Here is a 13,490-nt window from a genome sequence, read left to right on the forward strand (position 1 = left end):
GCTGAGGCACAACCGGCGCGATCACCTGACGGTGGCAGCAGTAGCGTCGGCCGTTTTCTTCCGGTAGATGGCCAGGAAGGAGGAAATCCGGCGTACCGCTTCTTCGATGTCCTCCACCGAAGGCAGGATCACGAAGCGGAAGTGGTCCGGCGTCGGCCAATGGAAGGCGCTGCCGTGCGAGACCAGGATCTTCTCCTCCTCCAGCAGATCCAGCACGAACTTTTCGTCGTCCTCGAAGGGATAAAGCGCGGGATCGAGCTTGGGGAACAGGTACATGGCCCCGGCAGCCGGGACGCAGCTGACACCGGGAATCTGGTTGAGCAGCCGGCAGGCCAGATCGCGCTGTTCGCGCAACCGTCCGCCGGGCTTCACCAAGTCGCCGATGGACTGGTAGCCGCCCAGTGAGGTCTGGATGGCGTGCTGGGCCGGCACGTTCGAGCACAACCGCAGCGAGGCCAGCAGTTCCAGCGATTCGCGGTACGCGGCGGTCTCGGCGCGGGGACCGCTGATGGCCACCCAGCCAGCCCGGTAGCCGGGCATTCGGTAGGCCTTGGACAACCCGCTGAAGGTGAGCACCGGCAGGTCCGGGGCTACGGACGCGGTATGGATGTGGACGGCGTCCTCGTAGGTGATCTTTTCGTAGATCTCGTCGGAGAACAGCACCAAATTGTGCTTGCGTGCCAGTGCCGCGAACTGCTCCAGCACGTGCCGTGGGTAGACGGCGCCGGTGGGATTGTTGGGGTTGATCAGCACGATCGCTCGGGTCCGGCCGGTGATCTTGGCTTCCACGTCCGCCAAGTCCGGCCACCAGTGGTTGTCCTCGTCACACAGGTAGTGCACGGCCTTGCCCCCGGAGAGGGTCACGGACGCGGTCCACAGCGGGTAGTCGGGCGCGGGGATCAGCACTTCGTCGCCGTTCTCCAGGAACGCTTGCAGCGTCATCGAGATGAGTTCGGAGACACCGTTGCCGATGAAGATGTCCTCCACGCCGATCTGCATCAGGCCCTTGGTCTGGTAGTACTGCGAGATCGCCGTGCGGGCGGAGAAGATGCCCTTGGAATCGCTGTAGCCCTGGGCTCCGCGCAGGTGGTGGATCATGTCCACCACAATGGATTCCGGCGCCTCCAGTCCGAACGGCGCCGGATCCCCGAGGTTCATCCGCAGGATGCGGTGGCCCTCGGCCTCCATCTTTTTGGCCGCGTGCAAAATCGGGCCGCGGAGCTCGTATCGGACGTTCTGGAGTTTGCTGGAGTGCTGCATCGGACGCATGCCCTATGTTTTCACATCCGGCACAGGCCGTTCATGTGGTCTTCAACACGGTGCCGTGGTACATGCTCCGACGGCGGCAGGTCTGGTGCCCGACGCCGTAACGGCCTAGCGTGATGACCCCAACGCGGAGCACCTACGGAGGAACGCCATGAGCCTGAAGCACATCAACCCGGACGGAATGTTCCGCAGTCCGGCCTTTTCCCAGGGCGTGCTCGTGGAGGGACCGGGACGGCTGCTGGTTGTCGGCGGCCAGAACGGGGTCAATGCCGACGGCGACATGGTCAGCGACGACCTCGCTGGCCAGACACGGCAGGCCATGCGCAACGTGCTGGCAGTGCTCAAGGAGGCGGGCGCAACCCAGCAGGACGTCGCGAAGCTGAACATCTATCTGGCCGCCGGGCAGGACGCGAACGAAGGGTACGCCGCGGCCGCCGAAGTCTGGGGGCAGGTGCCGACGGCGATCACCGTCCTGCAGGTGGGCTCCGCCCGGCCCGGCGTCCTGGTGGAGATCGACGCCCTCGCGCAGGTTCCGGAACAGTGAGCGCGTCGCGGTGCCGCTCGAAGCCGTGGTGCCGCCCCTACCAAGGGCGGTGCACGACGGCGGTGCGGGCCGCCGTCGCGCCCGTCCCTCAGGGGAGGTAACCGGCGCGGCTACTGCGGGCGGACGCGGTGCTTGCTGACGATGGAAACCCGGTTGAACGCGTTCATCGCGACTGTGATCCAACTGACCGCGGAGAACTCCTCGTCGGTGAGCTGTTCACGGGCGGCCGCGTACTCCCGCTCCTGGCTGTGGTGGGCCGGAAGTTCGGTCAGCGCCTCGGCCAGGGCCAGGGCCGCGCGTTCCTTCTCTGTGAACACTTCGGTGTCCCGCCAGGACGGAAGGACGGACAGCCGCTGAGCTGTTTCACCTTCGCCCAACGCCAGCCGGGTGTGCATGTTCAGGCAGTAGGCGCAGCCGTTGATTTGCGAGATGCGCAGATTGAGCAACTCCACCAACTTCCGGTCCAAACCGGCTGCTTCCGCGGCGTCGCCGACCTTGAGGGCCAGACCGTTGAGGGCGCGGTACGCCGCCGGGGTCTGCTTGTCGATGTAGATGTTGGCGCGCCGTTCGTCGGTGCTCACTCAAGCCTCCTGGTTACTGGGGTCACTGGGGTGAATTCCCATTCTGGCACCCTGCCCTCCACAACCGGTGAAGAGTAGCGTGTGCCCCATGGAATTCGAGAGACCCTTTGCCGAGCCCACCCAGCGCCGGATCCGGGTCCGGCTGGGCGGAAGCCTGGTGGCGGACAGTACCCGGGCCCAGTTACTGGTCGCCTACGGACCGGGCGAACTGCCCACGTACTACCTGCCGCGGGAGGATGTGGCAGCAGGAGCGCTGTCTCATCCGCGCGCGGGGTCTGCCGGGCAACAGATCTGGGACGTGACCCTCGGCAGCGAGCGGGCGGAAGCGGGTGCCTGGGAGCACCCACTTCCAACCGGAGCGCTGGCCGCATTGGCCGGACACGTGACCTTCTCCTGGCGGCAACTGGAATGGTATGAGGAAGACGAGCCGGTGCTGGTGCATGCCCGCGATCCCTACAAGCGGGTGGATACGCTGCGCAGTTCGCGCCGGGTCCAGGTCTATCTTGAGGGCCAGAAGGTGGCCGACAGCGTCCGGCCGCTGCTGCTCTTCGAAACGCACTTGCCCGTCCGCTACTACTTGCCGGCTGAGGACGTAATGACCGGCCTGCTGGAAGCCAGCGACACCGTCACCAGCTGCCCCTACAAGGGCCAGGCCCGGTACTGGTCCGTCCGACTGGGCCAGGGCATGGTGCGCGACGTGTTGTGGAGCTATCCGGATCCCATCGCGGAAAACCCGAAGATCCGGGACCTGTTCTGCTTCTTCAATGAGCGGGTGGACCTGGTGGTTGACGGCGTTCCGCAGGAGCGGCCGGACACTCCCTGGTCCTGAAAGTCGGGGCGGTCCGGATCGGACTGCTTCTGCTGCTTATACCTTCTTCTTCGCGGAGAAGAAAAGACTTTTGCGCGTTTTTCCCACGCCAACCCGTTGCACAATCAGCATGCTTATGATTCCTTTGGGGAGAAGCGATTCTGGTCCCGCACTTCCCCGAGTGAGAGTGGTCTGACGATGCATTGCGACGAGGCTGACGCACAGGTTTTGTTCCGCCAAGCGAAGCGCGCCAAGGGATCCTTGCGTGCAGCCTTGGAAGAGGAGCTGGTGCTGGGACACCTGGGCATCGCCGAAGGGATTGCCCGCAATTATGCGGGCCCGGGCCGGGAGATCGACGACCTGCAGCAAGTGGCACGGCTGGGACTGCTCAAGGCCGTCCGCGGCTTCGATCCGGACCACGGCGCCGACTTTGCGGCCTATGCCGTCCCTACCGTGCATGGTGAACTGAAGCGGTATCTGCGGGACAGCTCGTGGACCGTCCGGCCGCCGCGCCATCTGCAGGACCTGCGAACGGCGGCCATCAAAATGACGCCGGAACTTGCGCAGCGGCTGGGCCGCGAACCGCGTCTGACGGAGTTGGCCAGCGCGCTGGCGGAGAGCCCGGAGACGGTGGCCGAAGCGCTGAATTGCCACGGCAGCCTGCGCCCGGTATCGCTGGATGGAACCCCTGAAGGGCAGAGCCTCGCCGAGTCGCTGGCAGCGACGGACGGCGGCACCGAACGGACCGAGGAGCTGGTGATGCTGCGGGGTGCTATCCGTGAGCTCGAGCCGCGCGAACGGCAACTGCTCTTTTACCGTTACTTTCAGGAAGAATCGCAGCGTCGCATCGGCGAACGCATCGGCATGACGCAGATGCAGGTCTCCCGCGCGCTGGCCCGGATCCTGGTCAAACTTCAGCGCCGGGTGCTGGGGGAACAGCCAGCGCCGGTCCGGCAACCGATGCTGACGGCGTAGCCACCGGAAGTTCCGCAACCGCCGCCAGCACATCGTCCGCGCTGACGGCCAGCAGTGCCGGGTCGGGGTCAGCGGAGAACGTGTCGCCCAGCCGCAGGCTTTCGTCGGTCAGGACCGTGTGCGGTCCCGGTGGCGGGCCCCACACGCTGACCGGTGCCGGACCGAAGATGACAACTGACGGCCTGGCGTAAGCGGAGGCCAGATGCGCCGCGCCGGTGTCGGCGGAAATGACGACGGCGGCGTCGGCCACCGTGGCAGCAAATTCCGCCAGCGACAGAGTACCGGCGACGACGGATTCCGGCCCCAGCCCGGCCAGCTCGGCAACGGCCTGCGCGCGCGGCCGTTCGGCCGTGCTCCCGGTGAACAGGACCCGGTGGCCCTGCAATGCCAGTTCGCGGGCGACGGCGGCGAACCGCTCAGCCGGCCAGAGCCGGCTGCCGTAGGCGGCACCGACGTGAAGGACGGTCGCGCCCGGGCATAGACTCGGCACCTTTGGCTTCGCGAGCCGGTAGTCCAGCGGATCGGCGTCAATCCCGTGCCACTGCAGCAGGCGGGCCCAGCGCTCGCGTTCGTGCACATCGTCCGGCCACGCAGGGCCGTTCCAGCCCGGCGCGCAGTGTCCGATCCGGACGGCGGGCTGCAGCGCTTCCAGCCTGCCGCGGCTCTCCGTGCCGTTGCCGTGCAGGTTCACAGCGATCTCCACCCGGCCGGGCTCCAGCGCCACCGGGACATCCAATCCGTGCGTGGGCAGCAGGTCGTCCACGGATCCGGTGAGCTCAAGGATGGGCCGAAGCCAGGCCTGGGCGGCGTAGAGAATCCGATGGTCCGGGTAGGCCACGCGCAAGGCCCGCAGCGCGGGAACAGCAACCAGCAGATCGCCCAGCTTCAGCGCCCGGAGCACCAGCAGCTCGGGCCGTCCGTCCCGTTCCAGTTCTTGAGGTTCCGCCACTGCGCCTTCCTTCCAAGCCGGCTGTGGCCCATCCTGCCAGATGCCTGCAGCATCCGCTTCCCAGCCCTGGCCAGCCGCCGGGAGGCAGCCGCACGGCAAATCCAGTAGCAACAGAAGTGTTTAGGTCGCGGCTTTGCTGGGAACAGTGCTGGTATGAGCGCAACCGCAGTCTCCCCGCCGCGGGCCATCCTGTTCGACCGGGACGGCACGCTGGTCACGGACGTGCCCTATAACCCGGATCCCGCCGAGGTCCGGCCCGTCACCGGCGCCCGTGAGGCGCTCGAGGCGGTCCGGGCAGCCGGGCTGCCCTGCGGAGTGCTGACCAATCAATCCGGCATTGGACGCGGACTGTTGAACCGGGATCAGGTCGACGCCGTCAACGCGCGGGTCGAAGAGTTACTCGGCCCCTTCGACGTTTGGGAAATCTGTCCGCATCACCCCGACGACGGCTGCCGCTGCCGCAAACCGCAGCCCGGGATGATCCTCGCGGCTTGCCACCGGCTGGGACTGGACCCGTCCGACGTGGCCTACATCGGGGACATCGGGGCCGACGTCGAGGCTGCCGCCGCTGCCGGCGGGACCGGAGTGCTGGTACCAACGCCGGTTACTCGGCGCGAAGAGGTGGAAGCCGCCGAACTGGTGGCAGAGAATCTGGCCGAAGCCGTTTCCCTTCTGCTGGCGGGCCGCCCGTGAGCCGCGTGCTGGTGGCGCGGCTGGACAGCGCAGGTGACGTGCTGCTGGCCGGCCCGGCGGTGCGGGCGGTGGCAGCCGGCCAAGGCGGCAGCCCCAACGACGTCATGATGCTGTGTGGCCCGCAGGGCAAAGCCGCCGCGGAATTGCTTCCCGGCGTTGCCGAGGTTTTCAGCTGGGCCAGTCCGTGGATTGTTGACCCTGCGCCGCCGGCAACCCAGGACCACGTTGCCGCGCTGGTGGACTGGGTACGGACAACCCGCATCTCCGAGGCCATCATTCTGACCTCCTTCCACCAGTCGCCGTTGCCGCTGGCGCTGCTGCTGCGGCTGGCCGGCGTCGGGCAGATCACCGGGGCTTCCGTGGACTACGCCGGCTCGCTGCTGGACCAGCGGCTCCGCCCGGGCGAAGACTTTCCGGAGGACCAGCCGGAGGCCGAGCGTGCGCTGGAGATCGCAGCGGCTGCCGGCTACCGGCTGCCCGCCGGCGATGACGGCCGGCTGCAGGTACGCGACATCCCGGATACCTCATTCCTGACCGGCGACGAGCCGTACATCGCGGTCCATCCCGGCGCGGCGGTTCCGGCCCGGGCCTGGCCGCCGCTGCACCATACCGCCGCCGTCGAACTGCTGATCGGCGCAGGATACCGGGTGGTGGTCACCGGCGGCCCGCAGGAGCAGGAGCTGACCGCCACCGTGGCCGTCCCGGGTGCGCTGGACCTGGGCGGGCAAACCGACCTGCGGAGCCTGGCCGGAGTACTCGCCGGAGCCTCCGCCGTCGTCACCGGGAACACCGGACCGGCGCACCTGGCCGCCGCCGTGGGCACCCCGGTGGTGTCACTGTTCGCCCCGGTGGTGCCGGCGATCCGCTGGGCGCCCTACAAGGTCCCGCTGGAGCTGCTCGGTGACCAGCATGCACCTTGCCGGCTCAGCCGTGCCCGCATCTGCCCGGTTCCCGGGCATCCCTGCCTGTCCAATGTGGCCCCGGAAGATGTGCTGGAGGCCGTACAGCGGCTGACCCGCGATGTGACGTACCTGTCCGCCCGGAGAAAGACGAGGAACGCATGAAGATTCTGCTCTGGCATGTCCATGGTGGCTGGACCGACGCTTTTGTGCGCGGCCGCCACGAGTACCTGCTGCCCGCCACGGCCGAGGGCGGCGCGTGGGGGTTGGGCCGCGCCGGCCGCGACTGGCCGCAGTCGGTGCGGGACGTGGAGCCGGGCCGATTGCGCGACGAGGAACCCGATGTGGTGGTGCTGCAGCGGCCCGAGGAGATTGAGGAATGCGAGCGGCTGCTCGGCCGCCGGCCGGGACGGGACATTCCCGCGGTGTTCCTGGAACACAACACGCCCAAGGGCGATGTGCCCAACTCGCTGCATCCGCTGGCCGACCAGCAGGACATGACGATAGTGCACGTCACCCACTTCAACGAGTTGTTCTGGGACTGCGGAACGGCCCGGACCACCGTGATCGAGCACGGCATCGTGGACCCCGGCAAGCTCTACACCGGAGAACTGGAACGCCAGGGCGTGGTGGTCAACGAACCGGTACGCCGCTGGCGCGTCACCGGGACGGACCTGCTGCCGGCTTTTGCGCAGGCAGGGCCGCTGGACGTGTTCGGCATGGGAACCGACCAGTTGGCCGCTGCCACCGGTCTGGGCCCTGACCAGCTGCGCGTCCGGGGAGATCGGCCAACCCACCTGCTGCACGCCGAGCTGGCCCGCTGCCGCCTTTACCTGCACCCGCTGCGCTGGACGTCGCTGGGCCTGGCGCTGCTGGAAGCCATGCATCTGGGCATGCCGGTAGTGGCGCTGGCCACTACGGAGGCGGCCCGGGCGGTTCCACCGGAAGCGGGGGCCATCTCCACTGATGTGGACCAGCTGCGCCGCGAAGCCGCCCGCCTGCTGAAGGATCCGGACGAGGCGGCGGCACGCGGCGCCGTCGCGCGCGAGGCGGCGCTGCAGAACTACGGGCTGCAGGCATTCCTGGACAACTGGGACAGCCTGCTGGCCGAGACCACCACACGTACCGGACGGGCCATGGCCGCCAACGAGAGGAGAGAGCCGTGAGGATATCGATGGTTTCCGAACATGCCAGCCCGCTGGCCGCGCTGGGCGGGGTGGACGCCGGCGGCCAGAACGTGCACGTGGCTGCCCTCTCCGCAGCGTTGGCCCGCCGCGGGCACAGCGTGAGCGTCTACACCCGCCGCGATGATCCGTTGCTGCCGGCCCGCGTCACCATGCGGCCCGGGGTGGAAGTGGTCCACATCAACGCCGGCCCGCCGGAACCGGTCTCCAAGGACGAGTTGCTGCCGTTCATGGGCCAGCTGGCCGACGGCATCAGCGCCGATTGGGCGGAGAACCCGCCGGACGTGGTGCACGCCCACTTCTGGATGTCCGGCGTCGCTGCCCTTGATGCAGCTCGCCGCGCGGGCAGCTGCCGGGTGCCGGTGCTGCAGACTTTCCACGCGCTTGGCACCGTGAAGCGGCGCCACCAGGGCGCCCAGGACACCAGCCCGGCACAGCGTGCCTGGCTGGAACCCCTGGTGGGCCGCGACGTGGACCGCATCATCGCCACCTGCTCAGACGAGGTGTTCGAGTTGGCGGCCATGGGCATCCCGCGCAGCAAGGTGTCCATCGCCCCCTGCGGCGTGGATGTGCGACTCTTTACCGCCGACGGCGAGGCCGAACCGCGCGGCCGCACCCACCGGATTGTCACGCTCGGCCGGCTGGTTCCGCGCAAGGGCATCGATCTGGCGGTGCGCGCCCTGCGGCTGCTCAAGGACCAAGGCATCGACGACGTCGAGCTGCTGGTGGTCGGCGGGGCCGCCGGCGCGGCGGGGCTGGCGGCCGATCCGGAAGCCCAGCGGCTGCGCGGCTTGGCCCGGGAGCTCGGCGTGGAAGACCAACTGGTGCTGCGCGGCCAGCTGTCGCAGACCGAAATCCCGCCGGTGCTGCGCGGCGCCGACGTGGTCATCTGCGCCCCGTGGTACGAACCGTTCGGGATTGTCCCGCTGGAAGCGATGGCCTGCGGTGTTCCGGTGGTCGCGGCCTCGGTCGGCGGCCTGATCGACACCGTGGTGGACCGGAAGACCGGTCTGCACGTGCCGCCGCGGGACCCGCAGGCAGTGGCGGACGCCGTCGCCGAGCTGTTGGCGAATCCGGAGTTGCGCCGGGAACTGGGCAAAGCCGGGCAACAGCGCGTCCGCACCCGCTACTCCTGGGACCGGGTGGCCGCGGACACCGAAAAGGCCTATCACCTGGCGGTTAACCAAGGGTCCAGCGCAGTCGCCGTCGGAGCCCGGCAACTCGAAGGAGAAGCACTGTGAAACGCGCAGTAACGGACGGCCGCCCAACCACCGCCGGCACCGGTGCGCCGACCGCTGCCGTGCCGCGCGCCTCGGCCCGCACCGACGCCTATCTCCGGCCAGGCCCCGCACTCGTCCCGGTGCCGCCGGTCCCTGAACGGCACACCGGAACCGAGGCGGTGGACGCGGTGCTGGCGCACCTGCAGGCCGTGGAGCCCGCGGTGGAATCGCTGCGCGCCCAGGCCGGGCAACTGGCCGGCTGGGGGACCGAGCTGGCCCGGCGGCTGCTCGCCGGCGGGCGGCTGCTGGCGGCCGGCAACGGCGGTTCCGCGGCCGAAGCCCAGCACCTCACCGCGGAACTGGTGGGCCGCTTCGAGGGCGAACGGCAGGCATTCTCCGCCATCTCACTGCACGCGGACACTTCGGCTGTCACGGCGATATCGAACGACTACGGCTACGACCATCTCTTCGCCCGGCAGGTGCTGGGCCACGGACGGGCCGGCGACGTGCTGCTCCTGCTGACCACCAGCGGCAAGAGCGAGAACCTGCTCCGGGCGGCCGAGGCTGCCCGCGACATTGGCATCACCAGCTGGGCGCTGACCGGCAGCGCACCGAATCCGTTGACCAGGCTCTGCGACGACTACGTGGCCGTGGACGCGCTGCCTGCGAATGTGCAGGAGGGCCACCTGATGGCGCTGCACGCGTTGTGCCGGGCCTTCGACGCCGAGGTGGCGCGGCACGCGAACTCCACCGCAGACGCAGAACGGGGCCCACACAGCGGGGTGGCCCGGTCATGAGGATTGTAGTGGTGGGCGACGTCCTGCTGGATGCCGATGTGGAAGGGGCAGCGACCAGGCTGAGCCCGGACGGACCGGTCCCGGTGGTGGACGCTGCCGAAACGACGTACCGTGCCGGGGGAGCGGGGCTGGTTGCCCGGATGCTGGCCCGTGACGGCCGGGACGTCCTCCTGGTCACGGCACTGTCCGACGACGATGCCTCCTCGCGGCTGCGCGATACCTTGGACGGGATCCAGGTGGTCGCCGGACCGTCCGGCGCGCCGACCCCGGTGAAGACCCGCATCCGCGCCGGCGGCCAATCAGTGGTCCGGGTGGACGAGGGCTGCGCCCCCGCCCCGTTGCCGGTTCCGACCCCGGACATGCTTGACGCGCTTGGAACGGCCGACGCCATCATCGTGGCAGACTACGGCCGCGGTCTGGCAGCTACACCCGCGCTGCGCGATGCGCTCGCTCCGCTGGTGCACCAGATTCCGGTGGTCTGGGACCCGCACCCGGCCGGCCCGGATCCGGTCGAGGGCGTGGCTGCCGCGACGCCGAACCTACCGGAGGCGCTGCGGATGGTCGGACTCGCGAAGGGCGGCACCGGCGAAGCAGCGCTCGCCGCCGCCGAACTGCGCTCGCGCTGGAACAGCCGCGCCGTCGTCGTCACGCTGGGCGAGGAAGGGGCGATAGTCCAGCAGGACGGCGAACTGCCGCAGGCGATTCCCGCCCCCGCGGCGGAGGCGGCCGATACCTGCGGCGCAGGCGACCGGTTCGCCGCCTCGCTGGCGGTGGGCCTGGCCTCCGGGCTCGCGCTGAACGCCTCGGTGGAGGACGCCGTTGGGCAGGCGGCGGCCTTCCTCGCCGCCGGCGGCGTGGCCTCGTTGCGCGAAGATATCGCGCCGGTCCAGCTGCACGGGCCCGGCGTGGATGCCATGCGGGTTGCCGCCCAGACGCGCGAAGTCGGCGGCACGGTGGTGGCGACCGGAGGCTGCTTTGACCTACTGCACGCAGGCCACGCCAGAACGCTGGCGGCCGCACGGAAGCTGGGGGACTGCCTGATCGTCTGCCTCAATTCGGACGATTCGGTCCGCCGGCTGAAGGGTGAGGAACGCCCGATCATGAACCAGGAGGACCGCGCTGAACTGCTGCTGGCCCTGGAGTGCGTGGATGCCGTGCTGGTCTTCGATGAATCCACTCCGGAAACGGCGCTGGAACGGCTGCGTCCGGACATCTGGGTCAAGGGCGGCGACTACACCGCCGACCAGCTGCCCGAAGCCCGGCTGCTGCAGTCGTGGGGCGGTCAGACCGTCACCGTGCCCTACTACCCGGCCCGTTCCACCACCGGTCTGGCCGCAGCGCTGGCGAAGGTCGGCTGAGGCCACCGGAGCATCAACCACGGAGCGTCATCCATCCTGTGGCGAGAAGGGCGGATCCCGGGGTTCCCGGATGCTTTCTCTCCACCGATAGCCCCGGCGGGAAACCGCCATCTCGAACCTGAGGAGGAAAACATGAGTATTGCAGCAACCAATCCCGGCCGTGTCCTGGTTACCGGCGGAGGATCCGGACTGGGAGCCGCCGTGGTGGAAGCGGTCCTGGCGGCCGGCGGCACCCCGGTGGTGCTGGACCGCGACGTGAGCCGGGTGGGCCAGGCCAAGAGCGTGGAGGTCGACGTCGCCGACCGCACCGCCGTCGAAGCAGCCGTGCAGCAGGCCGCCGACACGCTTGGCGGGCTGGACGCCGTGGTGACCGCCGCCGGCATTGACCGCTGCGGACGTCTGGAGGACGTCCCCGCCGAGGAATGGGAAAAGGTCATTGGGGTCAACCTGATGGGTACTGTCTCGGTGGTGCGGGCGGCCCTGCCGCACCTGATGTCCTCGCACGGACGGGTGATCACGGTGGCCTCGTCGCTGGGGATCAAGGCCGTCTCCGACGCCACCGCTTACTGCGCCTCCAAGTTCGGCGTAGTGGGTTTCAGCCGCGCGCTGGCGGCCGAAACGCGCGGGCAGGTCGGCGTCACCACGATGATTCCGGCGGGCATGAAGACCAGGTTTTTCGATGACCGCACCGAGCAGTACAAGCCGCGGGACGACTCCCGGCTCAACGACCCGGAACGGGTGGCCGATGCCATCATCTTCGCGCTCTCACAACCGAAGGGCTGCGAAGTGCGTGAGATGGTCATTTGCCACGAAGAAGAAGACTCGTGGCCCTAAGCTGACGGAGATCCGCGTAGACATCTTCTGCGCGGATCTCCCGCGTCAGCGAGAACTGATGGCTGCAGCGTTCAGCCGTCCAGCCCACTTGGGTCAGATCCGCCCCGCACGCCGGACAGTTCGTCATCCAGGACATGTGGACCCGGTGCATGGTCCGGCCCAGCGCCCCGGCCATGATCATGTTCCCGGCCCAATAAATGCCGACCGTCGGTGTGCCGACGGCCTGGGCCAGATGCCGCGGCCCGCTGTCGTTGCCCACCATCACGTCGCTGGCCCGTAGCAGTGCGGAGAGCTCGTCCAGGCCCAGCCTGCCGGCCACGGAGCTGATGCTGCCGCCGCCGGATCCGGCTGTCTCGCGGCCGCGTTCCACCACTTCGTCGGCCAGTGCGACGTCGGACCGGTCGCCCACCACCAGGACCTGGCACCCGTCGTCGGCCGCCCAGGCAGCCACCTGGCCAAAGTACGACGCCGGCCACCGCCGCCGTTCGTCGGTTGCACCTGGATGGATGGTCACCAGCGAGGGCCGGCCGTCGTCGAGCAGCCCGGCCAGCAACGCCTCTTCGTCGTGCAGCGGCTCCAGCTCCGGCTGGAGCGCGGCCGGGGCCGCGCCGGCCAGGCCCACCACCTCCAGCGCCCGCAACACCTCGTGTTGGTAGTAGAGGTACGGGATGGTCCGCTCGAGCGCCGCCGCGTCTTCGGTCCGGGTACCTACAGTGTGCTGGGCGCCCAGTTCCAGCAGGAACGGGTTCGAATTCCGGCCGCCGCCGTGCAGTTGCACCGCCAGGTCGAATTGCTCGCCGCGCATCCGCTGCTGGAACTGCGCCACAGCCTGCGGGTCCTCCGGTCCCGGCCGGACGCCGTGCGCGAACGGCAGCGGCTCTACCCGGTGCACCGGGCTGGGCCTGCCGCGGAACAACGCTGCGTGGGCCTCGGTGCCTAAAAGGGTCAGGGTCGCCTCCGGATAGGCGGCAGCGAGCGACTCAAGGGCAGGGACCGAAAACAGCACATCGCCCAGGCCGCCGCCGCGGAGTACCGCAATTTTCCGTACGTCCTCGAAGGGCTGCAGCACCGGTCCGATTCCGATCCCGTGCCTGGCCTCGGTGCTCAGCCGCTGGTCGCCGAAAGCGGCGCCGCCTGTAGGGGAATCTGTCATCTCGACCTCCTGGATCCACGCCCGCGGCAGCCAATTCATGTCGGCTCCGGGGTTTCATCACTGCAGCAGTTTCGGGGCTTCCCTGTCTCCCACAGCCCCCATACGTCCCGCCCACGGGAGCCCCGCCGTGAAATTCACCCTAAGGCGCTTCCGGGTCGCTGGCCAGAGCCCGCAACCCTCTTGGAGCTGCTCGCGGCCCGCCGGAACCTTGTTCCGCCGCGGAGGAAAC

The 13,490-nt window shown here is 68.9% G+C and carries 14 protein-coding genes; 10 read left to right on the forward strand and 4 right to left on the reverse strand.

From position 1 onward, the window contains the following. Nucleotides 1–21: 21 nt before the first annotated feature. Entirely contained in the window at nucleotides 22–1,269 is a 1,248-nt protein-coding gene (locus tag AC5RW2_RS09995; RefSeq protein ID WP_493951270.1) for a pyridoxal phosphate-dependent aminotransferase, read from the reverse strand. Between the two features lie 148 nt (nucleotides 1,270–1,417). Between AC5RW2_RS09995 and AC5RW2_RS10000 the strand changes: the two genes are divergently transcribed. After that, nucleotides 1,418–1,810: a RidA family protein gene (locus AC5RW2_RS10000; RefSeq protein WP_493951269.1), complete on the forward strand. Its 393-nt coding sequence runs from the start codon at nucleotides 1,418–1,420 to the stop codon at nucleotides 1,808–1,810. Nucleotides 1,811–1,920: 110 nt separating this feature from the next. Here the strand turns inward: AC5RW2_RS10000 and AC5RW2_RS10005 are convergent, their stop codons facing one another. After that, nucleotides 1,921–2,391: a carboxymuconolactone decarboxylase family protein gene (locus AC5RW2_RS10005; RefSeq protein ID WP_493951268.1), complete on the reverse strand. Its 471-nt coding sequence runs from the start codon at nucleotides 2,389–2,391 to the stop codon at nucleotides 1,921–1,923. 88 nt (nucleotides 2,392–2,479) lie between these two features. Here AC5RW2_RS10005 and AC5RW2_RS10010 point away from each other — a divergent pair, with 88 nt between their 5' ends. Beyond that, the gene (locus tag AC5RW2_RS10010) at nucleotides 2,480–3,220 is read left to right on the forward strand and encodes a DUF427 domain-containing protein (RefSeq protein WP_493962525.1); all 741 of its coding nucleotides are present in this window, start codon (nucleotides 2,480–2,482) and stop codon (nucleotides 3,218–3,220) included. A gap of 240 nt (nucleotides 3,221–3,460) precedes the next feature. Next, nucleotides 3,461–4,174: a sigma-70 family RNA polymerase sigma factor gene (locus AC5RW2_RS10015; protein WP_493951266.1), complete on the forward strand. Its 714-nt coding sequence runs from the start codon at nucleotides 3,461–3,463 to the stop codon at nucleotides 4,172–4,174. On the opposite strand, the gene AC5RW2_RS10020 is transcribed toward AC5RW2_RS10015, so the two are convergent. Further along, nucleotides 4,107–5,123: a glycosyltransferase family 9 protein gene (locus AC5RW2_RS10020; protein ID WP_493962523.1), complete on the reverse strand. Its 1,017-nt coding sequence runs from the start codon at nucleotides 5,121–5,123 to the stop codon at nucleotides 4,107–4,109. The genes AC5RW2_RS10015 and AC5RW2_RS10020 overlap by 68 nt on opposite strands. Nucleotides 5,124–5,276: 153 nt before the next feature. Between AC5RW2_RS10020 and AC5RW2_RS10025 the strand changes: the two genes are divergently transcribed. The 7 genes from AC5RW2_RS10025 to AC5RW2_RS10055 all read left to right on the forward strand — a co-directional run bounded on the left by AC5RW2_RS10025 (nucleotide 5,277) and on the right by AC5RW2_RS10055 (nucleotide 12,108). Then, complete coding sequence (locus AC5RW2_RS10025; RefSeq protein ID WP_493962522.1) at nucleotides 5,277–5,816, forward strand: D-glycero-alpha-D-manno-heptose-1,7-bisphosphate 7-phosphatase; 540 nt, start codon at nucleotides 5,277–5,279, stop codon at nucleotides 5,814–5,816. Next, a complete protein-coding gene (locus AC5RW2_RS10030; protein ID WP_493962521.1) occupies nucleotides 5,813–6,880 on the forward strand; it encodes a glycosyltransferase family 9 protein in 1,068 nt (355 codons plus the stop codon). Before AC5RW2_RS10025 ends, AC5RW2_RS10030 begins: the two co-directional genes overlap by 4 nt. Next, nucleotides 6,877–7,881 carry a glycosyltransferase family 4 protein gene (locus AC5RW2_RS10035; protein WP_493962520.1) on the forward strand — a complete coding sequence of 335 codons (1,005 nt, stop codon included), beginning with the start codon at nucleotides 6,877–6,879 and terminating at the stop codon, nucleotides 7,879–7,881. The genes AC5RW2_RS10030 and AC5RW2_RS10035 overlap by 4 nt, the downstream gene beginning before the upstream one ends. Continuing rightward, nucleotides 7,878–9,140: a glycosyltransferase gene (locus AC5RW2_RS10040; protein WP_493962519.1), complete on the forward strand. Its 1,263-nt coding sequence runs from the start codon at nucleotides 7,878–7,880 to the stop codon at nucleotides 9,138–9,140. The genes AC5RW2_RS10035 and AC5RW2_RS10040 overlap by 4 nt, the downstream gene beginning before the upstream one ends. A gap of 119 nt (nucleotides 9,141–9,259) precedes the next feature. After that, nucleotides 9,260–9,916: a D-sedoheptulose-7-phosphate isomerase gene (locus AC5RW2_RS10045; protein ID WP_493951534.1), complete on the forward strand. Its 657-nt coding sequence runs from the start codon at nucleotides 9,260–9,262 to the stop codon at nucleotides 9,914–9,916. Further along, nucleotides 9,913–11,274 carry a D-glycero-beta-D-manno-heptose 1-phosphate adenylyltransferase gene (gene rfaE2 / locus AC5RW2_RS10050; RefSeq protein ID WP_493962518.1) on the forward strand — a complete coding sequence of 454 codons (1,362 nt, stop codon included), beginning with the start codon at nucleotides 9,913–9,915 and terminating at the stop codon, nucleotides 11,272–11,274. The genes AC5RW2_RS10045 and rfaE2 overlap by 4 nt, the downstream gene beginning before the upstream one ends. A 132-nt stretch (nucleotides 11,275–11,406) precedes the next feature. Continuing rightward, nucleotides 11,407–12,108 (forward strand): SDR family oxidoreductase, encoded by a 702-nt coding sequence (locus AC5RW2_RS10055; RefSeq protein ID WP_493962517.1) that lies wholly within the window; start codon nucleotides 11,407–11,409, stop codon nucleotides 12,106–12,108. Here the strand turns inward: AC5RW2_RS10055 and AC5RW2_RS10060 are convergent. Beyond that, the gene (locus tag AC5RW2_RS10060; RefSeq protein WP_493962516.1) at nucleotides 12,074–13,261 is read right to left on the reverse strand and encodes a glycosyltransferase family 9 protein; all 1,188 of its coding nucleotides are present in this window, start codon (nucleotides 13,259–13,261) and stop codon (nucleotides 12,074–12,076) included. The two genes, AC5RW2_RS10055 and AC5RW2_RS10060, sit on opposite strands and share 35 nt — an antisense overlap. Nucleotides 13,262–13,490 lie beyond the last annotated feature (229 nt).

It is taken from the genome of Arthrobacter sp. B0316-1-20, assembly GCF_059091865.1.

What these genes read in the sequence shown, in the direction of transcription:
- AC5RW2_RS10055 (WP_493962517.1), top strand. Translation starts at nt 11,407, where the DNA reads ATGAGTATTGCAGCAACCAATCCCGGCCGTGTCCTGGTTACCGGCGGA.
- AC5RW2_RS10035 (WP_493962520.1), top strand. Translation starts at nt 6,877, where the DNA reads ATGAAGATTCTGCTCTGGCATGTCCATGGTGGCTGGACCGACGCTTTT.
- AC5RW2_RS10060 (WP_493962516.1), bottom strand. Translation starts at nt 13,261, where the DNA reads ATGACAGATTCCCCTACAGGCGGCGCCGCTTTCGGCGACCAGCGGCTG.
- AC5RW2_RS09995 (WP_493951270.1), bottom strand. Translation starts at nt 1,269, where the DNA reads ATGCGTCCGATGCAGCACTCCAGCAAACTCCAGAACGTCCGATACGAG.
- AC5RW2_RS10000 (WP_493951269.1), top strand. Translation starts at nt 1,418, where the DNA reads ATGAGCCTGAAGCACATCAACCCGGACGGAATGTTCCGCAGTCCGGCC.
- AC5RW2_RS10010 (WP_493962525.1), top strand. Translation starts at nt 2,480, where the DNA reads ATGGAATTCGAGAGACCCTTTGCCGAGCCCACCCAGCGCCGGATCCGG.
- AC5RW2_RS10025 (WP_493962522.1), top strand. Translation starts at nt 5,277, where the DNA reads ATGAGCGCAACCGCAGTCTCCCCGCCGCGGGCCATCCTGTTCGACCGG.
- rfaE2 (WP_493962518.1), top strand. Translation starts at nt 9,913, where the DNA reads ATGAGGATTGTAGTGGTGGGCGACGTCCTGCTGGATGCCGATGTGGAA.